The organism is Fibrobacter sp. UWB7 (genome assembly GCF_900142945.1).
Lineage (GTDB): Bacteria > Fibrobacterota > Fibrobacteria > Fibrobacterales > Fibrobacteraceae > Fibrobacter.
In genome coordinates, this window is the sequence record NZ_FRCO01000002.1 from 952,427 (window position 1) to 975,878 (window position 23,452).

24 protein-coding genes are annotated in these 23,452 nt (G+C 46.6%); 11 read left to right on the forward strand and 13 right to left on the reverse strand.

Annotation, left to right across the window (positions count from 1 at the left end):
• The first annotated feature begins 11 nt into the window (after positions 1–11).
• Positions 12–356, forward strand: coding sequence for a hypothetical protein (locus BUC30_RS09515; RefSeq protein WP_139260819.1), 345 nt, complete (start codon positions 12–14; stop codon positions 354–356).
• A 45-nt stretch (positions 357–401) separates the two neighbouring features.
• The gene (locus BUC30_RS09520) at positions 402–1,157 is read left to right on the forward strand and encodes a ribonuclease domain-containing protein (protein WP_073424609.1); all 756 of its coding nucleotides are present in this window, start codon (positions 402–404) and stop codon (positions 1,155–1,157) included.
• Between the two features lie 30 nt (positions 1,158–1,187).
• Here the strand turns inward: BUC30_RS09520 and BUC30_RS09525 are convergent, their stop codons facing one another.
• Positions 1,188–1,898, reverse strand: a complete 711-nt coding sequence (locus tag BUC30_RS09525; RefSeq protein WP_073424610.1) for an SDR family NAD(P)-dependent oxidoreductase — start codon at positions 1,896–1,898, stop codon at positions 1,188–1,190.
• A gap of 42 nt (positions 1,899–1,940) precedes the next feature.
• A complete protein-coding gene (locus BUC30_RS09530) occupies positions 1,941–2,867 on the reverse strand; it encodes an MBL fold metallo-hydrolase (RefSeq protein WP_073424611.1) in 927 nt (308 codons plus the stop codon).
• An 81-nt stretch (positions 2,868–2,948) separates the two neighbouring features.
• On the opposite strand from BUC30_RS09530, the gene BUC30_RS09535 reads away from it, so the two are divergent.
• On the forward strand, positions 2,949–3,518 hold the full coding sequence (locus BUC30_RS09535) for a GNAT family N-acetyltransferase (protein WP_073424612.1): 570 nt from the start codon (positions 2,949–2,951) through the stop codon (positions 3,516–3,518).
• A 4-nt stretch (positions 3,519–3,522) separates the two neighbouring features.
• Here the strand turns inward: BUC30_RS09535 and BUC30_RS09540 are convergent, their stop codons facing one another.
• Both BUC30_RS09540 and BUC30_RS16440 read right to left on the reverse strand, forming a co-directional pair.
• Positions 3,523–4,608 (reverse strand): PDDEXK nuclease domain-containing protein, encoded by a 1,086-nt coding sequence (locus BUC30_RS09540; RefSeq protein ID WP_073424613.1) that lies wholly within the window; start codon positions 4,606–4,608, stop codon positions 3,523–3,525.
• Between the two features lie 477 nt (positions 4,609–5,085).
• Positions 5,086–5,208, reverse strand: a complete 123-nt coding sequence (locus tag BUC30_RS16440; protein WP_280168782.1) for a hypothetical protein — start codon at positions 5,206–5,208, stop codon at positions 5,086–5,088.
• 148 nt (positions 5,209–5,356) lie between these two features.
• On the opposite strand from BUC30_RS16440, the gene BUC30_RS09550 reads away from it, so the two are divergent.
• From BUC30_RS09550 to BUC30_RS09565, 4 genes are all read left to right on the forward strand, one after another.
• Positions 5,357–5,746, forward strand: coding sequence for a hypothetical protein (locus tag BUC30_RS09550; RefSeq protein WP_073424614.1), 390 nt, complete (start codon positions 5,357–5,359; stop codon positions 5,744–5,746).
• A gap of 166 nt (positions 5,747–5,912) precedes the next feature.
• Positions 5,913–6,359, forward strand: coding sequence for a GNAT family N-acetyltransferase (locus BUC30_RS09555; RefSeq protein WP_073424615.1), 447 nt, complete (start codon positions 5,913–5,915; stop codon positions 6,357–6,359).
• Between the two features lie 75 nt (positions 6,360–6,434).
• Complete coding sequence (locus tag BUC30_RS09560) at positions 6,435–6,872, forward strand: DoxX family protein (protein WP_073424616.1); 438 nt, start codon at positions 6,435–6,437, stop codon at positions 6,870–6,872.
• A 137-nt stretch (positions 6,873–7,009) separates the two neighbouring features.
• Complete coding sequence (locus BUC30_RS09565; RefSeq protein ID WP_073424617.1) at positions 7,010–8,944, forward strand: glycoside hydrolase family 44 protein; 1,935 nt, start codon at positions 7,010–7,012, stop codon at positions 8,942–8,944.
• Positions 8,945–8,990: 46 nt separating this feature from the next.
• Here BUC30_RS09565 and BUC30_RS09570 read toward each other — a convergent pair whose 3' ends face one another.
• Positions 8,991–9,977, reverse strand: coding sequence for a nucleotidyltransferase family protein (locus tag BUC30_RS09570; RefSeq protein WP_073424618.1), 987 nt, complete (start codon positions 9,975–9,977; stop codon positions 8,991–8,993).
• 209 nt (positions 9,978–10,186) lie between these two features.
• Between BUC30_RS09570 and BUC30_RS09575 the strand changes: the two genes are divergently transcribed.
• Positions 10,187–10,426, forward strand: coding sequence for a DUF1653 domain-containing protein (locus BUC30_RS09575; RefSeq protein ID WP_073424619.1), 240 nt, complete (start codon positions 10,187–10,189; stop codon positions 10,424–10,426).
• Positions 10,427–10,431: 5 nt separating this feature from the next.
• Here the strand turns inward: BUC30_RS09575 and BUC30_RS09580 are convergent, their stop codons facing one another.
• The gene (locus BUC30_RS09580) at positions 10,432–11,682 is read right to left on the reverse strand and encodes an alpha/beta hydrolase (protein WP_083555699.1); all 1,251 of its coding nucleotides are present in this window, start codon (positions 11,680–11,682) and stop codon (positions 10,432–10,434) included.
• Positions 11,683–11,835: 153 nt separating this feature from the next.
• On the opposite strand from BUC30_RS09580, the gene BUC30_RS09585 reads away from it, so the two are divergent.
• On the forward strand, positions 11,836–12,606 hold the full coding sequence (locus tag BUC30_RS09585; RefSeq protein WP_073424620.1) for a lysoplasmalogenase family protein: 771 nt from the start codon (positions 11,836–11,838) through the stop codon (positions 12,604–12,606).
• Between the two features lie 52 nt (positions 12,607–12,658).
• Here BUC30_RS09585 and BUC30_RS09590 read toward each other — a convergent pair whose 3' ends face one another.
• From BUC30_RS09590 to BUC30_RS09615, 6 genes are all read right to left on the reverse strand, one after another.
• Entirely contained in the window at positions 12,659–14,065 is a 1,407-nt protein-coding gene (locus BUC30_RS09590; RefSeq protein ID WP_073424621.1) for a glycoside hydrolase family 16 protein, read from the reverse strand.
• 147 nt (positions 14,066–14,212) lie between these two features.
• Positions 14,213–15,628 carry an MATE family efflux transporter gene (locus tag BUC30_RS09595; RefSeq protein ID WP_073424622.1) on the reverse strand — a complete coding sequence of 472 codons (1,416 nt, stop codon included), beginning with the start codon at positions 15,626–15,628 and terminating at the stop codon, positions 14,213–14,215.
• 46 nt (positions 15,629–15,674) lie between these two features.
• A complete protein-coding gene (locus BUC30_RS09600; RefSeq protein ID WP_014547040.1) occupies positions 15,675–16,019 on the reverse strand; it encodes a MetQ/NlpA family ABC transporter substrate-binding protein in 345 nt (114 codons plus the stop codon).
• 8 nt (positions 16,020–16,027) lie between these two features.
• On the reverse strand, positions 16,028–17,209 hold the full coding sequence (locus BUC30_RS09605; protein WP_244536573.1) for a hypothetical protein: 1,182 nt from the start codon (positions 17,207–17,209) through the stop codon (positions 16,028–16,030).
• 48 nt (positions 17,210–17,257) lie between these two features.
• On the reverse strand, positions 17,258–18,652 hold the full coding sequence (locus BUC30_RS09610) for an alpha/beta fold hydrolase (RefSeq protein WP_073424624.1): 1,395 nt from the start codon (positions 18,650–18,652) through the stop codon (positions 17,258–17,260).
• A gap of 162 nt (positions 18,653–18,814) precedes the next feature.
• On the reverse strand, positions 18,815–19,978 hold the full coding sequence (locus tag BUC30_RS09615) for a pyridoxal phosphate-dependent aminotransferase (protein ID WP_073424625.1): 1,164 nt from the start codon (positions 19,976–19,978) through the stop codon (positions 18,815–18,817).
• 50 nt (positions 19,979–20,028) lie between these two features.
• Between BUC30_RS09615 and BUC30_RS09620 the strand changes: the two genes are divergently transcribed.
• On the forward strand, positions 20,029–21,462 hold the full coding sequence (locus BUC30_RS09620; RefSeq protein WP_073424626.1) for an alanine/glycine:cation symporter family protein: 1,434 nt from the start codon (positions 20,029–20,031) through the stop codon (positions 21,460–21,462).
• Between the two features lie 274 nt (positions 21,463–21,736).
• The gene (locus BUC30_RS09625) at positions 21,737–23,080 is read left to right on the forward strand and encodes an ATP-binding protein (protein ID WP_073424627.1); all 1,344 of its coding nucleotides are present in this window, start codon (positions 21,737–21,739) and stop codon (positions 23,078–23,080) included.
• A gap of 62 nt (positions 23,081–23,142) precedes the next feature.
• On the opposite strand, the gene BUC30_RS09630 is transcribed toward BUC30_RS09625, so the two are convergent.
• Entirely contained in the window at positions 23,143–23,343 is a 201-nt protein-coding gene (locus BUC30_RS09630) for a hypothetical protein (RefSeq protein ID WP_170861524.1), read from the reverse strand.
• Between the last annotated feature and the right edge of the window lie 109 nt (positions 23,344–23,452).

The following is a 23,452-nucleotide window of genomic DNA, read 5'->3' on the forward strand; positions in this document are numbered from 1 at the left end:
GAGAAGGAAAAATGATGGGCAATCCGTTTTCTTTCATAAAAAATATATTCAGCAGCAGCACACAAAAGCAAGCAATTGATTTAAAAGTTGCACGGACAACAAACCACGACAGTCCCATCTATAGTACAGATTATCTTTGCGATGTGATGAAAAACATCATCAATCAATTAAAAGAAAGAAACATTCCCATAACAGAATGCAGGATGAGCGACTATCATTTTCATGAATACTACATTCGTGTGAATGCAAATTCAGAAATCATAAAAACGCTACATTTCGAAGGTGCAAAGATTGTTGAAAATTCAATTGTATGCGATTGCCACTGGAGTATAATGGAATTCAAGGAAGAAAGCTAAACATTCTTTGCAACATTAAAAAAAGCCCAACAAAAAGGTTTCCCCATGCCCATCACAAATAAAGCGACCGTCACACAATGGAACGAAGAAAAAGGATTCGGTTTTGCAACCGCAAACGGAATAAAGTACTTTGTCCATATTTCAGCTTTAGGGCATCCCGTGAGACCGCCTAAAGTCGGCGACACAATCATCATTTGCAGCTTCGGCAAAACAGAGAAAGGCGCAAGAATCGAAAAAGGAATTCTCGATGGTGTCGCCTCACGAGACGAGCAAGTAACCTCCCCAGTACGCAAAAATTATCGCAAGGCGAAAAAATCCAAGATTGCTGTGATAGTCGCGATATGCATCGCGTTGGCATTCGCATTCGACATATACGTAGTTTACACAACCCCCGATGATGCGCCCCGCAACAAAAAAGTCTGCCTGCTAAAAGAAAATCCCGCCGAAAAGGAATACACATCAAGACTCCATGTTGCAAAGTACATCTGCGACAATGACCGTCTACCTTCCTATTATGTCACCAAGAGCGAAGGTAAAAAGCTTTACGAACAAAAGACCGGCAAAACATTTGTGAAATGGAATTTCAATCCGCATACAACGCTCGGCGTGATGATTGGCGGCGACTACTTCGACAATCGCGAAGGAAGACTCCCAACAGCGTATTACTACGAAGCCGATGTTGATTACTTCGGCAACAATCGCGGCACAAACCGCCTCGTCTATAGTAGCGGCTGTAACATCTATTACACCACCGACCACTACAAAACATTCAGCAAAATAGTGTTTGAGAAACAACCTTGAATTAAAATTTGTGCGTTTTAGAAAATTTCGCTACCCTTCCAATTTCCAGCCGCAGTCGTTGTGGTAAATCATCTGGCGAGTCATACCTCCGTCAATGCAGATGTTTTCGCCGGTAATAAAGCCGGCCTTGTCGCTCGCGAGGTAAAGCACCATATTCGCGATGTCGAGCGGATTGCCGACGCGACCTGCGGGTTGCTGAGTGGCATCGGGACCATCGTAAACCTTGAAATCCGTATCAATCCAGCCCGGTGAAATCGAATTCACGCGCACACGACCTGCAAAACTCACGGCTAGAGCATGCGTGAGAGCAGCAATCCCGCCCTTTGCCGCCGTATAGCTTTCAGTTTGCGGTTGACTCATGCGGTCGCGAGATGACGAAATATTTATAATGCTCGCGCCCTGCGCAAAATGCGGCGCAAAAAGTTTTGCAAGATAAAACGGAGCGGTCACACCGACAGCGAGCGCATAGCTGAATTCTTCGTAACTACATTCGTCAATACCCTTCATCAGCGGGAGTGCATTATTCACCAGCACATCCACGTGGTCGTACTTTTCGATAACGAACTGCGCAAATTTTTCGAGGACTTCTTTCTTTGAAAGGTCCCCGACAAAGCAAGGATTTTCGCGGATGTCGATATACGCGACTTTCGCGCCCTCTTTTTCAAATTCACTCACGATGGAAGCGCCGATTCCATGCGCCCCACCCGTCACCACAACCACTTTATTCTCAAACAATTTCATAAGGGTAAATATACATTCCTGTTCTTTACAAGTGAACAGTCTCTACTCCGCGAATCCGGGAGGCGGCAAGTGCATGCCTGCCATTAGGAGTTTGTTTTCGCGAGCGTATTGCATAATGCGTTTGCGGCTTGCAGTGGATTTTTCCTTATCCATGTCGTAATTGGAATTGATTTCGGGATGGTTCTTTTGCAAAGCGTAGCCGTGCATCAAGTCTCCGATTACAAGCAGATTTGAAATTTGGAAAGCAGTGTGTCCTGGCGTGTGGCCAACAGCATCCATCGCAAGCACTCCATACGGTAAGCTATCACCGAAAGCAAACAAATGAAGGCTATCTTTATAAAGCGACATGATGTTCTTTTGCAAGTCATTTTTCGGGATATCGTTCATCCACGCATCATATTCCACCTTGCCCGCATAAACGGCGGCATTCTTAAAGACCTTTTCCATCTTCCCGGCGCTACCATTTTTCACAAGGCCTGCAATGTGATCTGCATGAAAATGAGTCAAATACACAAGACCGATAGAATCCGGATTCACTTTCAAAGCATCAAGACGCTTTAAAAGCTGTCCGCCCCACGCTCCAAGACCAGCATCAAACAAGATGTACTTACCATCCGTTTTTACCAAGAACGCGCTGACTGAAGCAGGGAGACCCGCAGGCATATTCAAACTTTCGTAAAGAGAGTCGCTTGCATCGCTGAAAAGTTCACGAGGCATCAGTTTTTTGCCCTCGTTATCCTGAATCCAAGTGACCGTAGCCCCATTCGCAAGCGTCCGAGTTTCCGCCCCCTCGACAGCAGGCGTGTTCACCGTAGCAGAAGGCATCGTCACTTTTGCAGAAGTTTCAAGATTTACCGCAGACTTACTTTCCGCAGATTCTTTCGTGGAATTTTTCGATTCATTGCAGCCAGCAACAGCAAAAGCAAGAGCAGCGACAAAAGGGATAAATTTATTTTCAAACAGTTTCATAAGAATAAATATATACCAAAAGACGCAGGATTACATTCGCAAACTTGACACACAAGACTCATTATCCTATTCTTTCTGCAAATGCTCCAGTTTTTCGATGTCACAAGAGATGCCCCCTGGTTTCCGCAGGTCAAGGCGCTGTACGAATCGGCGTTCCCGGCTAACGAACGCATTCCAATAAAGCATTTGCTCGACGATAAAATCAAGCGAGAATTTTGGGCATTTTTTAACAAGGAAGATGGCGAAGGTGGCGCGGCCGAAAATACCGCGGCTCCCAGGTTCTGCGGGTTCTCAAATTCCATTTCACACGGCGACATCACGAACATCGTCTATTTTGCGGTTATGCCAGAACTGCGCAGTCGCGGATACGGCTCACAAATTTTGCAGGCCATCCGCGATAAGCATCCGAACTCCCGCATCGTCGTTGATATTGAAGTCGAAGAAGATTCCAAGGACGCCGAAGAACTTGAACGCAGGAACCGCCGCCGCGACTTTTACCAGCGCAACGGCTTTGACTCCTCCCCCTTTGATTACGTCTGGCAAGGCGAGCACTATCGCCTACTCACCGCAGGCGGCACCGTCACCGAAAAGGAATTCCGCGATTTTTGGAAAGAAATTTTGAAGGATATTCCCGGAGCGAAGTACCCGTAAGATTTTACAGCGGCACTTCGCACAATCTTTTCTCAATTTCCTCAATAGAGGGCATTGTGCCTTCAACCTTTTCAGGGTAGAATTTTTCCAATTCATATTCCGAAATGCTGATAGGTTGCGTACTTGATTCCAGTGCGTACTGTGCCTGCACCTTGTCCTTTTCCTTGCAAATCAGCAGACCGATTGTCGGGTTGTCGCGCCCTTCCTTTTTAAGGATGTGATTGCATGCCACCATGTATCCGCCCAGTTGCCCGATATCGGCAAATTCAAAGCGCCCGATTTTCACCTCGACAACGACATAGCAAGAGAGATTCAGGTTGTAAAAAAGCAAATCCATGAACTTCTCCCTTTCGCCCACCATAATGCCATATTCTCTGCCGACATAGGCAAAGCCCGTGCCCAATTCCACAAGAAAACGGGTAATGTTGTTCAGCAGGCTATCTTTCAGCAGTTTTTCGTTGTAGCGACCCGTAATACCCGTAAACGCGAAATTGTAAGGATCTTTCGTCAGTTCTTGAGCCAAATCGCTTGTTTCGGCAGGGAGAGTCCGTTCAAAATTCGTCAAAGCCTTTCCCTGGCGCTCGTAAAGATCGGTAGAAAGCGCATTCAGAAGGGACGAACGGCTCCAGCCATTTTCTATCGTCTGGCGGGCAAAAAACAGGGCCTTTTGTGGGGCGTCTGAGCACTTATCGATGAGCAGCATGTGGTGCCCCCACGGAACAGAGAATAATGTAGATTCAAGTCGTTCTAAAGGACTTTGAGATTTTTCAGCAACCTGCTGAAGATTTTCCAAGACAGGACTATATAGTTGGAAAAATCTTTTAGAATAGCGAATATTCGATGGAGACAGCCCTTCGGCGTTAGGGATTGCTTTCTTTAAATCAGTACTAAGCGTACCATAAAAGTTGCTCCCATATTTATTTTCAGCCTGCTTGGTTACAATATCGCACCCCAATTCCCAGTAGTAGCGCAGCATTTCACTATTTACCTTTACCGCAGCCTTGATCTGGCTCTTGCGATAACGGGAAGAAAGTTCCTTGACCCAGTGAATGTAATCCTTGTCCAAGATGTTGATAGATTTTTTCGACATTGACATCCTCTTTAAAATGGTTGCACGACGGTGCGAATACACCGTAAAAACGACGCACTATACGCCCGTTCTTTTTTGTTTTGTAATGGAGTTTCCACGATTTGCGTGGAATGGGATAATCTTGCAATTCTGTTGGCGGGGGCTTTCCCCGGCGTTACTTGCCACTCTTTCGAGTGAACTCGAGTAGGTCGTGTTCCTACCAGCTATCCAACAGGACCGTCAAGAAGGTTGATGGGCCCCGCCGCGAATGCACGTACGGACCAAATGGTCTATGTCGACTGTCGCGAGGATTATCGAATTACGATTGTAATATAAGTAAATGTGTATTCCCGGCCAAGGGGCACGCAGCTAGTTTCAAACCACCAGAGTTTCATCTTCTTCAAGAAATCCGCATCCAGTGGCCACCCTGAAGCATCGGGGATTACGGAATCCACGGCGCAATAAAGGCACAATGCCGTCCGACGACGAATCGCCAATTTAATCGCCCCCCGCTCCACAGTCTGCCTGCTGAGCGTCTCCGACAGGGAATTCCTGGAAATCTACAGTCATTTCGGCAGCACCAGGGCTCCAAAAAAAATGGCCCAAATCCCAGGAATCCATCCAATTCTTCTGATTTTTTCAGCGTCAAACCGCTTGCGAACCCGCATAAATAAAGGTATATTCAGAAAGCAGGTCTTATAGGGGCTCTTTTGGGGCAGAGGTAAAACTTGATATTGGGGACATCACCGTTGAGAATGAGTGATTTGATATGAAAAGATGCATCTTATATATATTGGCATTTGCCTTTTTTGCAGTAACGTACATTCTTATTTTTGATCCATGTTCAAAGATTTGTATTTTGTCTTTTGTTCCGCCTATTTTCTTTTGGCTGATATTTGTATTGATGCATTCTCATGGTTGGAAAACAAACGCAGACATTATGTCGGCACAAATGAAAAGTGGAACGTTATTTGATTACGAACGAGATGATGAGTTTGATAGAATTTTGATGAATAAACCTCGCGAAGAGAAATATATTCTAATGGATAAGTATTTAAATCATGATTTCGCTCATAATCCTGAAGACGACCTATTTGACGAATATATGAAAAAAATGAAGGAGAGTAAAAAAACACAGAAAAAAATTAGACGTGTATAATCCCCACGAAAACTACAAAGGTCGCCTCAGGCGACCTTTTATCTTATAAGGGCTCTTTATGAGCTGAGGTAAAACTATCCCTTTGAAAAAGTGGTATATTGTCCTAAAAGAGATTTATCTTGTTTAGTTAAGTCCTATAGGGATTCTTTAAAAGCCGAGGCAAGCAATGATAATCGCGATCAACAAAGATGATCCGTGGTGGGAAAAGACCCGCGCTTTCGCGAAAGATTGCCCATGGCAGCCGGGGCGTCGTTTAGCCGAGCGAATGTCAAAGAACGATTTCCTAGACTGGGAAAAAGTTTTCGTTGCTGTACACGGTGAAGATGTTGTCGGCTTTTGCGTTCTCGAGGAGAACGGGAACATTCCTGCGAAATTCAGTTGCAGCCCTTTTATAAATCTCGTTTACGTTGGCGAAGAATTCCGGGGAGAGCGGCTATCCAAAAGCTTAATTGACGCGGCGCTTGATTACGCCCAAAGGCTCGGCTACAAAAAAGTTTATCTCAAAAGCGAGCACCACGGCCTATACGAAAAATACGGGTTCAAGAAGATTGCTGATTTCGAACCAACGGTCGGGTTTGCGAACCAACTGTTTGAAATCAAAATTTCAATTTAACATTAGCTTTTTAAGCATTCCTTCGCGGCAAAAAGATTTTTGACTTTTCCACCCTTTTTATCCTATATTAAAAGTATGAAATACTTAAAAATGTTTTGTAGGGGGCTGCTAGGGTTATTTATGACCTATGCAGGTATCAGTCACTTGACCATCGCTAGGCAGGAATTCCTGGCGCAGGTTCCGTCGTGGTTTCCGCAGAATCCGGGATTCCTGGATTTCGTGGTATTGGCCTCGGGCGCCGTCGAGATTTTGCTCGGCCTCAGCATGATATTCTTGTACAAGCACAAGGGTACGGTTGGCGTACTGCTCGCGCTGTTCTACGTTGCTATTTTCCCGGGCAACATCAGCCAGTACGTGAACGGCATCAACGCATTCGGACTTGACACTGACCAGGCTCGTTTTATCCGCCTGTTCTTCCAGCCGGTGCTGATTGCCTGGGCGCTCTGGTCCACTGACGGCATCCAACAAATCCGGGAATGGCGCAAAAGTCCTAAAAAGGCGGAATCTCCGTAAAAAAAAACGCCCATCCCTAAAAATGCGCCTGTAGTCACAAATGTCCACAGGCGTTTATTTAATTTTTGCCAAACTATATTTTGAGTATATATTTACAGGAAAACCGTTCCGCAGGGACCATTTAAAAGGCGTTGTTTATGGGATATTCAAATTTTTTCACAGTGGCTGCATTCGGCACGCTATTTGCTGTCTCCCCCACATTGGCCATCGATGTTACCGTCGATGCAGATGCGGGCATCAAGAAAATTTCGCCGTACCTTTACGGGCGAAACATCGACAAAATCAGCGATGGCGACGCTGAGGTGACCGAAGAAGAGTCTGCCTTCATCAACCAGATGCTCGATGCGGGCATCCACATGTTGCGAGCGAACAACGGCAACAATGCCACGCGCTACAATTGGCGTCACAAAATGACAGTTCACCCTGACTGGTATAACAACGTGTACTCGCACGATTGGGCGATTACCGCACAAAAGGTGCTTGACAAGATGCCGGGAGTCGACGCTATGTATGCTTTCCAGCTCACAGGCTATGCAGCTAGCAGCACTGACTACAACTTTCCCGACTGGAACTGGAAACAAGAACACGGCACGTACGCAACGCAAACGTTCGACCTTGCGGGCGGCGGCGAAGTCTCAGAAGACGGCAAGACGCTCATCAAAGCGGGCGACCCATCGCTTTACAACATGGAATGGCCGGCCGATTCTACGGTAGCGATTATCCCGCATTGGAAAGACGAACTCAAGTTTGATATGAGCCGTTTCAAGTATTGGAGCATGGACAACGAGATGGAAATTTGGCGCGGTACACATTCCGACCTGGATTTGCCTGTCACGGGAGACTTTCTCGTTGAGCGTTACATCGACGTAGCCAAGAAGGCCCGCGCCGCCTGGGGCGACATCAAGCTCACCGGCCCGGTGGTCGCAAACGAATGGTTCTGGTGCTCCGTGTCCTCGTACAACAAACAGGATAGACCCAAAGGTCCCGATCGCGATTACTGCTGGCTAGAATACTTCATCATGAAAGTTGCCGAGGCGCAAAAGTCCTCTGGCACACGTCTTCTCGATGTTTTCGACATTCACTGGTATCCGAGTGAAAAAGATTACGAATCGCGCGTGAACTGGCATCGAGTTCTATTCGACACCACCTATAACTATCCCGGAGCAAACGGGATCAAGATGGTGAACGGCGGCTGGGACAACGACAACCAAAAGGAATACATCTTCAAGCGTATCAACGACTGGCTCGAAAAATATTTCGGCAAGGATCACGGCATCACGCTCGGCATTACCGAAACCGACCTGAACGATTCTGATCCTATGGTGACAGCGCTCATCTATGCGTCTTTCCTCGGAACCATGCAGGACAACGGTGTCGAGATTTTCACCCCGTGGACATGGGGCGACGGCATGTACGAAACGGTGCACCTGTTCAGCCGCTACGGCCATCCGAACCGCGTGCAGTCCACCTCCAGCAATGACTCGCTGGTGTCCGCCTACAGTTCTATCAGTAACAAGGGCGATTCGCTCACAGTGATTTTTGTAAACCGCACCGAAAAGGACGCCCAGAATGTGAACCTCAATTTGGCGAACTTTGCCTCCGACGGAACGGTTAAAACGCTCACCTTGCAGAATCTCAAGGGCGAAACGTTCGTTTCGCACACAAGCAACGCCTTGAAAGAGAACGCAGTAGAAGCAAAAACGCAAGGCGAAACAACCACTGCGACGGGCTACAGCATAAACAGATTCAAGATGACGCTCCCTGCAAAATCCATCACCGCGGTGCTACTCACTACGACTACGCCAAAACAAATCGACGCCATAGCCCCCACGAGAAGCGCACTCACAGGGAACCTGCTGCACCATGAAAACGGCAACTGGTTCATCAATAACGGCTCGGGCAACGTGCGCAGCATAAGCGTGTTCAACAGTCTCGGGCAAAGCGTACTGCGAATGCACGCCATCGCCCGCGGAAACATCCGCATTGCAAGCGAAGTACTCGGCAGAGGCAATTTCATTGTGCGCATAGAAACTGCAAGCGGAACGCAAATGCAAAAAATAACAGTGAAGTAGAATTTATCTATAGCAACAACTAACGAAAGCCTATCATACCAGAACGCTAATCAATCAAGTCGTTCTGGAATCTCGACAGGTGTTCGAACGGCAAGATTTGGCGACCTCTAAACAGTCCGCAGCCATCGTTGATCAAGTGATTGTTGATGGCCTTGAACATGTTCACGTCCAGCTTTGAAAGCTCAAGTTCCTGCAATTTTGTCAGGCGCTCATAAGCATCGTCAAAGTAAACGCACTCACCACTCGGAATTTGATCGTGCTTGGAACGACGCGTTTCTTGTGTTTTTTCATAACCGAAGTGGTTTGCATCACCGATTTCGGCAAAGTCGTCCATATCCTTTGTTCTAAGTTGGACTTCAGTATAGCAACGGGCAAGATTGTCATACATCGTTATATGCAACGATTGATAACCGGAGCTTCGCGGAGTCACCACCGAGTCATGGTAATACGGCTGAACAGCATCTTTCAGCAAGTCGCAATGGCCGCCATCCTTGTGTCTTGAAATTTCTGGAGTAAAACCTCGTTCCTCCAAAAATTCCGGCATCACATTCGCAATTTCATAAAGATATTTCCGTTCGACTTCAGTGCGATCTTCGCCCTTCTTGATGTGGCAAGCAGGCATCGAAATAACGATTCGATAAGCAATCAAGTCGCGAAAATTCAGCGTGCTTTTAATTTCGGCTTCAGACGGGAATACTCCATTTTTCTTGTAATAGTTATAAACAAATTCAAGGATATAGCCATTGAATTTTTCTTCGGCGCGAATCAGAGATTTGATACGCCCTTTGAACGTAAATGCCAAGAAGGGATATTCCCTCGTCATGTACTTGTAGAACTCTTTGATTCTTTGAGACTGAGAGGTCAAGAAGTCGTTATGCTCCAAAAGCTCTATTATCTGTATCAGAAAATTCGAATGCGCAAGATCAATGCTATTATGCGTTTCCTTAGCACTGTTTCTGAGGTCATTTGAATATTGGTGCAAAATTTTCAACACAGTGTTTCCAGAAAACAGATAGTCATTCAAAGAAATCATCTTACGCCTCCCGAAGCAAAAATACTCGCGTCTTTACGTGTCATAATATAACAAAAGCTCTTGCGAATTCCCACGAAATAAGGTAAATTGCAAAACAAATATTTTTTTGCAATTCAAAGCATTACGTACGATGTAAAAGAGGTTTCACGAATTGTAATAAGTTACAAAAAATTGAAAAATTTCATTCTTTAATATTCAGAAAAAAATTTATGGAAAAAAGAGAACTTAAAATTCACTGCATTTACAAGCACTTCAAAAATCGCTACTACATTGTTGAAGGAGTAGCGAAACATTCCGAAACAGACGAAGAATACGTCATCTACCGCGCACTTTACGGCGATAATACAGTTTGGCTTCGCGAGAAATCCATGTTCTTAAGCGAAGTCGATCACGAAAAATATCCGGACGTCAAACAAAAATATCGTTTTGATGAAGTCGAATTAGGATAAACTATTTAATTTTTAACAAACCTTACAACATCTGTTGAACCCGCAGGCGATTTCACAACAATTCCGTAAACGCCAGGCGGCAACGAAGACAAGTCAAGATCCTTGCGGGAATATCCATGAACTTTGTGAGATCCATTCACGGACATAATTGTATAGCGGAACGAGTCCATACCTCCGCGAACAAGCAAACGATTTCCGCAAATTTCTACTCCATACGATTTTGGAAAATACGGTAAGGCAACAACATCCGAATCTCTATTCAACGAATCCGGAACATCTAGAGTTTTTGCGACTTTAGCCTCGCGAGCATCATTAAAGAACTTGACCATTTTATCGAGATTCGCCTCGACATACATTTCATTTCCTCCATGGGAACCGCCCTGCACAGAAACAAGTTCCGCCACGACATTATGCGCCTTGAGGGAATCGTAAAGTTCTTGGCTTTGTTCTTTATTCACAATTTGGTCGGAGGTCCCGTGAAAAAGGATTATAGGCGGATCATCGTCACTTGCGTAATACGGTGAACTTGCCACCATCCACTTGTCTTTATTCCCCTCACGTTCCGCACCGATAAAAGCACCCTCGTATGTTCCCGAACCCATGAAATTATTAATCGGATTCATTGTATAAATATCTGTTGGCGGAGACCACAGCGTTGCCGCATCAATACAGCTACTGAACGAAGTAAATTCACCGAGCGAGCCCACTAAATCTACAGTCACAAACCCAGACTTGCCTTCTTTCAAGCCACAGGTTGTTGCGACCAAACTAGAAAGGTGACCACCCGACGAGAACCCTGACATGGCAATAAAATTCGTATCGATTTTATACTTTGAAGCGTTGCCACGCATAAAACGCACAACAGCTTTGAGGTCATGAAGTTGCGCCGGATAAATTGCATCGCTCGCGGAACGGTGATTCGGAGTAACCACAGCATAGCCAGCCTTAAGAAGCGCCGCACAGATTGTATTTAAATCCGCAGAACCCTTGGAATTGTTCTGGCTCCAGGCACTACCGTATGTATGGATTACAACCGGATAAGAATCCATGCTCTCCTTGGGCAAGTAAATATCCAGCGTATGGTAGACTTTGCCATCGCCCGCGTAATTTACATCGGCAAACTTTTCAGAGTACTCCATCTTACTGTTGCCAGATTGCGGACCGCCAAATCCACCACCTCCGAATCCACCGCCGCCCCACTGAGCGAACGCAGAAACAATAGCGGTAAAGCAAACCGCTATAGGCCATTTTTTCATATACACTCCAATCAACATCGGTCCTAACACACGGACCCCATCTAATTAAAATTTATACACAAAACAGACAAACAAGCAATTAGGGCAAATATTTCCATTGTTTTATTTTACAACTAACGATTGAATGTATTTTCATTACTTATATTATACGTTATGAACAAGAAAACACTCATAACTTCGCTTATTATTATCGTCGGGATTCTCATGATTACATTCTTCGTGAGAGACTGGCTTGTATTTTACAACTGCGGTGCCGTCGAACAGTGCCTCGTCGAGAGCAGTAACTACCAGAACATCGCTAAGTTCGCTGTTACCGCCATCATGACGATTGTCGTATTTTTCATTGGCGAAAATTGCCTGTGCAAGCGCGACCGCAACTTTTTGCAGGCGGGTTTCGCTATGGCTTTGTGCGCGGATTTCTGCTTGAAAATCATGCACAATTATGCACACGTTCTGGAGCACCGCAGCGATTACACGTTGCTCGGCATTTGCTTCTTTATGGTCGTGCAGGCACTTTTCATTTACCGTCACACGCGCACAAGCGATACAGACAAGAGCTCTCCGTGGATTTTGATTATTCCGTTTACGGTCATGTTCATCACGAATGCGCTTCATCTGTTCCGCATTTTCGAAGGACCGACCGTCCCGATTATCGCAACCTACGCCGCATTCCTCATTTGCTCACTCGTTGTCGCCTGCAAGGTTCCTAGCAAAGGATATTTCCCCGCTAAAAACGCACGCAACATCAAACGCGGCATGATTCTATTCTTCTGCTGCGATGCATGCGTAGGCATTTCGCTTGCAACCGGCGATGACCACAGCGTTCAAGAAATCGTGGCAACCGTCGCCAACAACTTCGTATGGTATTTCTACACGCCGGCCCTGATTTTACTCGGGCTCAGCGGGTATAAGAGAAAAGAATAAGACTCCTTATGAAAGGGAGGTGCCCGCTCGGAGGCGGGCATGACAATAACGCTTATTTCAGCTTACGGCCCTTGAAATCGTAGGTGCGGGATTCGCGGGAATTATCGCCCCGCAGCCCGTCGCCGAACAGCACGTAAAGCATCCCATTCTTACGGAAAACCTTTGCGCCATAAGCAGGGGCAATCGTCCGCGCAGTCTCGTGGATTCCAACAGACGGGTCCTTCGTCGGGATTTCATCATCAGACTTGAGCAAGCGCCACATCTGATTCCATTCCCAGTCATCAGCCCAACTTTGCACCACGCGTTCGCCATCCGTCGTTGCACGCAGATACATATTGCTGTGTTGCATTTTCATGCGCACCACGGAGCCCTCATAGCCGGATTGCTTTTCCATGACCACCTTTTGATGCCCGCCGCCGTTCCACTTGTATAGCCCCATCGTCACACCCGCATCAGTTGACTCATTCGGCGTATCTAGCGAGATATCGCCAAAATTGATGCGGTAAGTCGTCGAAGAAAGCGGAGTTATCATCGCAATCGCATTATCGCTGCTGCAATCGCCAAGCGCAAGCTTGTCCTCGGCAGTTCGCGTCATGCATGTACCAAAATTCATCGACATAATGCGCACGGTATCGGGCTTCGCTGGTTTCGCCTGCCATACACGCACCCAGTCTGCTTCGAAATACGCAGGCTTGTCCGACGTGATTTCAATATCATCGCCCGCCCAGCCGCCAATCGCCAAATTCACGATAATGTACTGCGCCGAAAGCTGCTTGATTTCAGTCGGGCGGTTGTAACTTGCAAACTTTTTGTCGTCAAAATAAAAGCTAAGCGTTGACTCGTCCCATTCCACCGCATACGTGTGGAAATCCGCCGAGCGGTCCACATTGTCGTCCTTATGGCCGCCAAAAGAGGCTTCGTGGTCCCATGCCGAACCATGGCTGTTGTACCAGCTCGGGTCGGTGTAATGCAAATAGTAATGGTGTTGCTTGCGTGATGCTGGGATTTCCAAGATGTCAATTTCTGGAGGCCAGCCATCCTGCAACGTCCAAAACGCAGGCCAAGTTCCCTTTTGTGAGGGCGCCTTGAATCGGCCTTCAATATATCCGTACTTGACTTCGAAATGGCCTTTGGTGTCAATTGCACCCGAAGTGTAATCGACCGGGATTTCCTTGTTGTTGAATTTGGCCTTTCGTCCTTTGGCATCAGGATGCGTTTTCTTTTCTCCCTTGAGCTTGAGCGTTCCATCGGAGACAATCACGTTTTCTTTGGCGCAGTAGGCGCGATGGTTATGCGTCGGGCCCCAGTTGTACGTCGAATTCCACTTTTTCGTGTCAAGCGAAGTGCCGTCAAAGTTATCTTCAAAAACGAGATCCCAGCCGCTAAAGTTAGACGGCGGGGCAGCAAAAGCGATAGAGGCGAGCGCAACGAAGCCCACAATGACGTGATTTTTCTTCATATCCAATTCCAATCCTCACCCACGACCTCTGCAAAAATAGCCCACACCAAAAACAAAAATGCCGCAGGTCTTATAAATATACCTACAGCACTTCGATAAGCCTAGTTAAAAGTTGTAAAAAAGCCCCGAATCTACGATTTTTGAGCTTTACTTAGCGTTCATCACGTGTCTGCGCCATTTTCCGCTCTTCCAGCGACGCCAGAAAATCAGCGGAGCCGTGCTATAAACGGCAACCACGACAATCCAAGCGTAATGGGCCGGCAGATGGAAGACGTAAGCCACGATGTACAAGGCAATCGCCACGAACCAGTTCATGATACCGCATGCGAACATCACCCAGACCGTATCGCCCGCACCGCGAAGCGCACCCGCATAAATCACGAGCAAGACTTCAACAAAGATGTAGAACGTCGCAATCCGAAGCATAAACATGCTCATTGGGCGAGCCGCATTAAAAATCGCAAGCGCACTATCCGTAGCCCCAGCGACATCCGGCTTAAAGATATCCGTCAGCACACCCGGCAAGAAGATAAAGAAAATACCCAAAACCAAAGAATAGCCCCAGCCAAGCTTAAGCCCGGAGTAAGTTGAACGCGTTGCCGCAGCGGCATTCTTGGCGCCCACATAGCGCCCCACCAGACTCGTCGAAGCAACTTCCAATCCCATCAGCGGCACATACGCCACCAAGTCCCAGTTGAACATGATCGAAGACGCGGTCGCCGCCTCAGGCCCAAGCGCATGGAACATCAAAATCAACGACTGAAACGCCGCCATGTTCAAGAACATCTCGACGCCAGACGGAATGCCCTTTTGCAAAAGTTCACGAGTCAACGGCCAGCTAAACGCAAACGCAAAACGCGTACGGAACCGACGATGGCAACTATTGCTAAAGAACTTCGCAAACAGAATCACCGTAGAAACCACATTGCCAATAAGCGTGCCATAAGCAGCACCCGCAACGCCCATCGCGGGAATCGGACCGTAGCCATAAATCAATACAAAGTTGCAGGCCACGTTCACAATCATGCCAACGAAAGCAGCCTTCATCACGACCTTGGTTTCGCCAATACCGCTAAAGAAACACGGAGCGGCATTACGCAACAAGTTGATTACGCCACCGAACATCAAGATGTTGAAATACGTCTTCTGGTATTCAAGCTGGTCCGCCGGCAAATGTTCCAGTCCAAACGCAAAATGCCCCAGCGGAATCGTGAGGTACAAAAGCGGCACTGAAATCAGCGACAGGTACACCGACTGCATGAACACGCGGGCACAATCCCAACGCTTTTTGCCGCCCAGGCGCTGTGCCACCATCGCCGTCGTATAGCTAATCGCGCCCGTAAAAAACATCGTGAGCGCAAGTTGCACCGCGCCCGCCCCAAGCGCCGCATTCATTTCGGCGGGGCCAAGCTTCGAGAGGAACAGGCGGTCGATAAACGTCATAAACGTATCAAATGACATCGACAGAAGCATCGGGAGTGCCACCACGAGCACATCCTTCACGTCCCCGTTCTTCTTGAATTTCGAAGGTTTATAAAACCTATTTAAAATAGCATCAACCATAGCTTGGCAAAGATAGAAAAAATCAAAGACCGCGCGACAGCCGATTTTACTTTCCTATTTCTTTTTTCAGCCTCAAGAGAACTTCTTTCTTATCTGAATCCGAGTTAAACCAAAGGCTATCGATATACAGGCCATCGACAAAGCCTTTGGCAAGCGCCTCGTTGGCATGCTCCTGAGTATCCCACTTTTTTATCTGTAACGTGATAGATTCCTTGGCAAGCGAAGATGAAGCCTTCTTCAGCAGGGACTCATCTTCTGCGCGAACTACACCCACAGAAAACGTCAATGACGTTTCCTCTTTTTTGACAGTTGCGCGTTTGCGAGCACAGCAATCAAAACGAGCCATCGCAAGGGAACTCAGCAAAATACAAAGTAATACAATCTTTTTCATATGAGCTCCTAGAAGTCAAACATCGCTTCTACACCAAAAATAAAGGAAGGATCATTCTTATTCCCTTCGGACGGCCAATCATCGCCATACGGGATATCGACAAGCACCATCGAAATAATATCAATTTTGAAATCAGGCACATTGAAGTAGAATCGCCCACCCATGCGTACAGAGCCTAAGTCGTCCTTTTTATCTAATGTATTTGTATGCAATTCCAGCGGAAGCCCGATAGTCCAGAACTCGTTCACGGCAACACTCGGTTCAATGAAAGCAAAAAAGTATTCCGGACGCGTCGTGATTTCTAGACTTGTACGAACAGGGTCATCGATGAACGCATAGAACAAAGAGCCCACTATGCAAAATCTCGAAATATCAAATGACGGTTCTACAAGCAAGACGTGGTTCGAGACAGCATCGTCACTCGCGAGGAATACCGAATGAAATCCGTACAACCCGTGGAAAGCAAAGTTTCCCAAAGATAGCGATACATCCAAGCCTGCATAAAGTTCATTGTAGTCTTTACGCTGATAGCTTTTGTAATCAAAATAAGGACGGAAAACTTGATTTGCAATTTCTAAGTCGTACGCCGCATGAACTTCATACGTATAACCTTCCAGACAATCCATTCCCATGTACTCGCCAAACATGAAATGGTAATGGCAACTTTGGTCATTGCCCGCAGTGCCAAAACCTATATCAAATTGCAATCCGTTCCACTGGAATTCTAAACCGCGAATCGTCTTTTGCGAAATGCCTGCAGCGTCATCGCGCGGATCCCCGAAATCATAATAATTCTTGAAAATACCTTCAAAAAATTTCAAGTCACCAACGCGAAAGAAAGTGCGTTCCGAACGAGTGTATTGAATATACGCGCCATTAAAGACAACAGCAGGATTTACGGGATCCATAGACGATTCATCGCCCATGTCCATCCCTTCCATATCCTCCATTCCGTTCATCGCCATCCCCATCGCTTCGAGTTCAAGCCATGCAGACCAGCGATCGTTAAAACGAAGGCCAAAGTCCAAATCTAGCATGGATTCAAAACGGTGCGTAACCTTAGGCTCATCCGTATTCCAATCGGCATAAGCGTGGACCATCACCATCCCAGAAAGGTCCAACTTCGGGCGAATTTCAGAAAAAGCGACACCCGCAAACAATAAAACGCATGATAAAATTATTTTATTCATAACACAAAGGAGTATCTTTTTACAGATACTCCTCCCCATAATTAATAATTACTTGTCGCCCTTGATAAAGTTGTCGATATAGTCCGTTACCGTTTCTACAGCGGCTTTGGAACCCCAATGTGTATTATGGTCCGCATCTTTGACTTCACGGAACACGACTTTCTTTGCCTTAGAAAGGCCATCCTGCAACGCTTCCTGCGACTTTTTATCGAATATAGCGTCTTTTGAGCCCCAAATAATTTGCACATTCGAAGAAATCGAAGAAAGGCGCTTTGCATTGTCAACAGCTACAAAGTTTTTGACAAGGAATTTCCAAGCATAATAAGGGACTTGATGCAAATGTTCCAAGTGTGCGGTCTGGAAATCCTTATCCGGATTCGTGCTATTGCCCCACTTTTCATAGAATGTATCAGGAAGCTTTTGCGTTGAATCATAAGCATAAACGCCATCGAATAATTTATCATCCGTTCCGTTCAAGAGCCAATCAATCGTAGCATTTTTCTTATCCACAGAGGCCGCCGAGCCAATCAATGTGATGGAACCGATTTTATCCGCATACGAAATAGACAATTCCTGCGCCACAAATGAACCAAAAGAATGTCCAACAATATGCGGTTTGTTCAATTCAAGCTTATCGATAAAAGCTGCGATATCCTTTGCCAATTCCTTGATTGAATACGCCGATTCTTCAATTGGCTTGTCCGTCTTTCCGTTGCCTCGCAATTCAGGAACATATACACGATAGCCCTTCTTGGCAAGCTGTGGAGCCACCTGCGACCAAGAAACGCGACCATCCGTAAGGCCGTGGATCAAAATGACAGGAGTGCCCTTTTCGTCACCCGTGACCGTATAAGCCAAGTGGATTTCTGTAGACAAATGCACAGCCTTTTCGGTCCAATCCACTTCCTGATAATCCGAAAATCTCTTGATCGTAAAGGTATTGTTCTTGCCCATAAAATGATGGCCATTCACATTTGCGTTGTCTTCAAAAGCGTAGACATCCGTATTGCTGCTACCCACATGAACCACATCGGCACTACCCGAGAAATCGACGCGGCCAGAGCGCTTAATCAACAGATTTCCCGTGACCTTGACATTTTTAAGCACCGTTGCGCCCGGCGTTGACGTATTCACCGTCAAGACGCCTTCAATCGTCGTATCTTGCAAAAAGATGATGCCATCTTTAATATTTTCATCGCCAAGTGTCAAGCCACTTGATGCAGATTTGTGGTCACCAGATTCCGTAGCATGACCAGAATGTTCATCGGCAGCACCGGAATGCGTTTCGCCAGAACCGGAGTGTTCTTCCGTAGAATGGTTTTCATGATCTTCAGAGGTTGAAGGAGCGACAGAATTTGAATCGTCATCAGAACATGCAGAAAGTGAAAGGATAGAAGCTAAAATAATAGTCGAAAGTTTCGTACGGTTTTTAAAGATATTCATTGATTCCTCCGTTGTTAAGTTGTTTTTTGTTGGCACAATATTAGATTCTGCGGAGGCTTTTGTCCAATACTATTATTTCATTACTGATGATACAATTTTTTTATAACTAAAAAAGGAGCAGCATTCCGCCACACCTTTTAATTACAAATTAATTCACACAAGCTATCGTTTCAACTTTTTCAAATTTTCCAAGCGATTGAGTGCTTCGTAAAGCGTTTCATCTTTCTTTGCGAAATGCAAACGAACAAGATGGTCCACCGGCTCGCGGAAGAAGCTCGAGCCTGGAACAGCCGCGACACCCACCTTCTGCGCCATATCGATGCAGAATTGTTCATTTCCTTCATACCCGAACTCGCTAATATCAACGAGTACAAAGTAAGCCCCTTGCGGTTCGGTAAAACGCAACCCGAGATTGCGGAGTCCGTTCGTAAACACATCCTTCATGTGCGTGTAATGCGCCTGCAAACCCGTATAATACGAGTCGTCAAAACGGAGCGCCGTCACAGCCGCTTCCATCAACGGAGCCGCAGCACCCACCGTCAAAAAGTCATGCACCTTCTTGATGCGTTCCATAACCGGTTCCGCTGCAAGCACATAGCCCAAACGCCAGCCCGTAATCGAGTAAGTCTTGCTCAAGCTGCTACATTCAATCGTACGTTCGAACATTCCCGGGAGTGTCGCGATGTAAGTATGGCGATGCGGAGCATAAACGATATGCTCATAAACTTCGTCCGTAATCACATACAAGTCGTACTTGACCGCAAGCGATGCAATAATCGAAAGTTCTTCGTGCGTAAAGACTTTACCGCTCGGGTTCGCCGGATTGCAAAGCACCAGCGCCTTCACGCCAGGTTGCGCCATCGCACTTTCAAGCACGTTCGCATCAAAGCTCAAGTCCACCGGCGAAAGCGGCACATAAACCGGAGTCGCCCCGCACAAAATCGTATCGGCGGAATAGTTCTCGTAAAACGGCGAGAACAAAACCACCTTATCGCTCGGATTGCAGACCGACATCATCGAAGCCATCATCGCTTCGGTACTGCCGCAAGTAATCACAATCTCTTTTTGCGGATCGTAACGCAGCCCGCTAAAATGGAACTGCTTATCGCTCAGCGCCTCGCGGAAATTCTGCGCGCCAAAAGTAATCGCATACTGGTGCGGCCCCGTCAAAGCCACTTCCGAAAGACGCTTCGTGAGCGCCTCAGGCGGGTCAAAATCAGGAAATCCCTGCGACAGGTTAATAGCCCCGCAAGCATTGGCAATACGGGTCATTCGGCGGATAACGGAATCGGTAAAAGTTTCGGTGCGTTTACTTAACGGTTGCATGGCAGGGAAATTTAAAAATTTTTCTACTATTTATCCAATAGGAGATTTCTATGTCAAACCCCTTACATCCCATTGTTTCGGCGCTTAACACCGCCTTGTATGATTTCTACATAGTCCCGCTATTTTTGATTGTAGCCGGGGTATTTCTTTCCGTTCGCTTGGGATTTCCGCAAGTCCGCTACCTGATTGAAACATTCCGCGTTACTCGCGAAAAGCCATTGCACAAGCACGGAATTTCGTCATTTGCGGCATTGATGGTCTCGACAGCCTCCCGCGTCGGCACCGGAAACATCGTCGGCGTATCTTCGGCCATTTGCCTCGGCGGCCCCGGCGCCATTTTCTGGATGTGGGTCATCGCCATCCTCGGCGCAGCCTCCGCATTCGTAGAATCCACACTCGCCCAGATTTACAAACGCCATGATGACGTATCAGGGCACTCCTACGGCGGACCGTCCTATTACATCCATACTGCACTCGGCAAACGCTGGCTAGGCGTTCTCTTCTCGGGCTTTGTGCTCCTCACCTACATCGTGGGCTACAACCTGCTCGCTTCGTACAACATTCAGGACTCCCTCACCGGATACAAATTCTACGATCAGGCATCCACACCGTTCATCGTCGGATTCATTTTAGCCGCCCTCTTCGCTCTTTGCATCTGGGAAGGCGCCAAGAAAATTTCCACCATCACAAGTTACCTTGTCCCCTTCATGGGAACTATCTACGTCATCGTCGCCTTCGGCATTATCATCTACAACATCTCGAATGTTCCTGCCATGTTCGGCACGATTTTCAAGAATGCATTCTCGTTTGACGCAGGATTCGGCGGCTTCGCCGGAAGCTGCATCATGTACGGCATCAAGCGCGGCCTCTACTCCAACGAAGCTGGTATGGGTTCCGCCCCGAACGCGAGTGCAAGCGCAAGCGTCTCGCACCCCGTCAAGCAAGGCCTCGTGCAATCGCTCTCCGTATTCATCGACACGCTCCTCATCTGCTCCGCCACAGCCCTCATGTGCCTCTCGACCAACATCGAACCCAGCAAGGACATTTCGGGAATCATTTACGTACAAAAGTCTCTCGCCTCCGTTCTCGGCAGCAACGGCGCCATCTTCATCACATTCTCCATGTGCCTCTTTGGCTACACCACGCTCATCGGTAACTACTACTACACCGAAGGCTGCCTCCGTTTCATCTTGAACAGACGCCCCACCAAGAAAATCCGCAACGTATTCAAGACCATCGCGACCGCCATCGTCTTCTTAGGCGCCACATCCAGCGCATCGTTCGCCTGGGACAGCGCCGACCTTTGCCAAGGCCTCATGGTCCTCGTGAACATTCCCGTCATCTTGATACTCTCGCCAATTGCCATCAAGGCCCTCAAAAACTACACCGACCAAAAGAAGAAAGGCCTCGAACCCGTCTACATCGCAAAAGAATGCGGCGTCGAGCAACCCACCGATTACTGGAATCCCGGACAAAAGCTGTAAAAATAGCTGTATACACACGCACAAAGGACAGGTTACTTCAACCTGTCCTTTTTTTTATTCACGAAACATCAAAAATTATTTAGTAGATCAGGCAAAACTATTCGATTTACGAGGCAAGATTCAAACATTTTGCGTTTTCGGGAAAAAATAAATAAAAAGATTTTGCATTTTCGTGAAAAACAGACCAAAAACATTTCTCAATTTCGAGAAAAATATATAAAAAAGATTTTACCATTTCGGGAAAAATTAATATATTTAAGAAGGAGGAAGCCATATGTTCAAGCGTAAGATCTATAGGGAAATGCTACAGTGGAAAGCCGTTTCCAAGGGAAAAACAGCTCTTTTCATAGAAGGAGCCCGCCGCATTGGAAAAAGCACAGTAGCACTCGAATTCGCCAAGAACGAATACGACGACAACCTCGTCGTAGATTTTGCAAAAGTCGGTCCAAACATCAGAGAATTGTTTCAAGAAGGACTTGACGACCTGACAACTTTCTTCAGGAATCTGTTCCTATTCACCAAAAAGAAGCCCAAGAATGGACGAATGGTCATCATCTTTGACGAAATCCAGCTCTTTCCATTGGCACGACAGGCAATCAAGTACCTAGTTCAAGACGGTCGATACGATTACATCGAAACCGGCTCCCTTATTTCCATCAAAAAGAACACAAAGGACATTCTGATTCCTTCCGAAGAATATCGTTTGAAAATGTACCCGATGGACTTTGAGGAATTCCTGTGGGCAACCGGTGACGAGGTGACGATGGATGTTGTTCGCGAGGCATTCAATGCAGGGAACGGCGTCGGTGGACGCGCTCACCACGAGATAATGAAGTCATTTCGAACATACATGGCCGTAGGCGGCATGCCCCAAGCCGTAGCATCGTTTGTTGCTGGCGAAACATATGCGCAAATTGATTTTATCAAGCGAAACATCCTTGCTCTATACGAAGAAGACCTAGAAAAACACGACTCTGAAAACAACGAGAAAGCATCGATTGTGTTCAAATATTTGCCAGAACAATTGAATCGCAAGAACCCAATTTTCAAGATGTCAGCCATTGACAAGAACGCCCGATACAAAAATTACATCAGCGCATTCAACTTCATCAGAGAATCGATGATTGGCAATATATGCACCAACGTAACTGTTCCTGATGTTGCGATGGAACTTTATAGAAAGAGCGAGCGATTTAAGCTGTACATGGGCGATACAGGACTTCTAGTCACGCAGATAATCAAGATGCAGAACTCGGAGGAACTCTACGAATCACTAATCGCAGGCAAGCTAGGAATCAATCAGGGAATGATTTTTGAAAACATCGTAGCCCAAATGCTCAGAGCCAAAGGCGACGACCTTTATTTTCACGAATTTACCGCATTAGATAAGGAATCAGGCAAAGAAAGAAAATATGAGATGGATTTTCTGCTAGTTCGCCAAAACAAGATTTGCCCCATTGAGGTCAAATCTTCAAGCTATCGCCAGCACAAATCCCTTGATGCTTTCACCGAAAAATACAGGCTAAAGCTTCCTCAAAAATATATCATTTACACGAAGGACTACCAACAATTAGATGGCGTGACTTGCTTGCCAATTTACATGGTTCCGTGTATTTAGAATATAAACAGCAGGTCGTTCGCACGGCCTGCTTTTTTACATTCTTAAAAACTGAATTTCAGTTACAAGCTGCGAATTTCCTCTTCAGAAAAACCTGTCGATTTAGCGATTATAGAAACATCGACATTCTGTTCCTTGAGACTTTTCGCCATTTCGCGTTTTTCCTTATCCGCTTTTGTACGCTCGGCAGAAGCCCCTTCGGCATAACCAACGGCACGGCCTTCTTCCTTGCCTTCGGCAAAAGCGTTTTCGCGTTCAGCCATCACATCCGTCATTTTCTTTACCTCGCAGTTGATAATAGAACTGAATAAGAATTTACTATTTCGAAAATGAGCGAGCAAGGGACCGAGCATTCCATAGAAAAAGCAGATC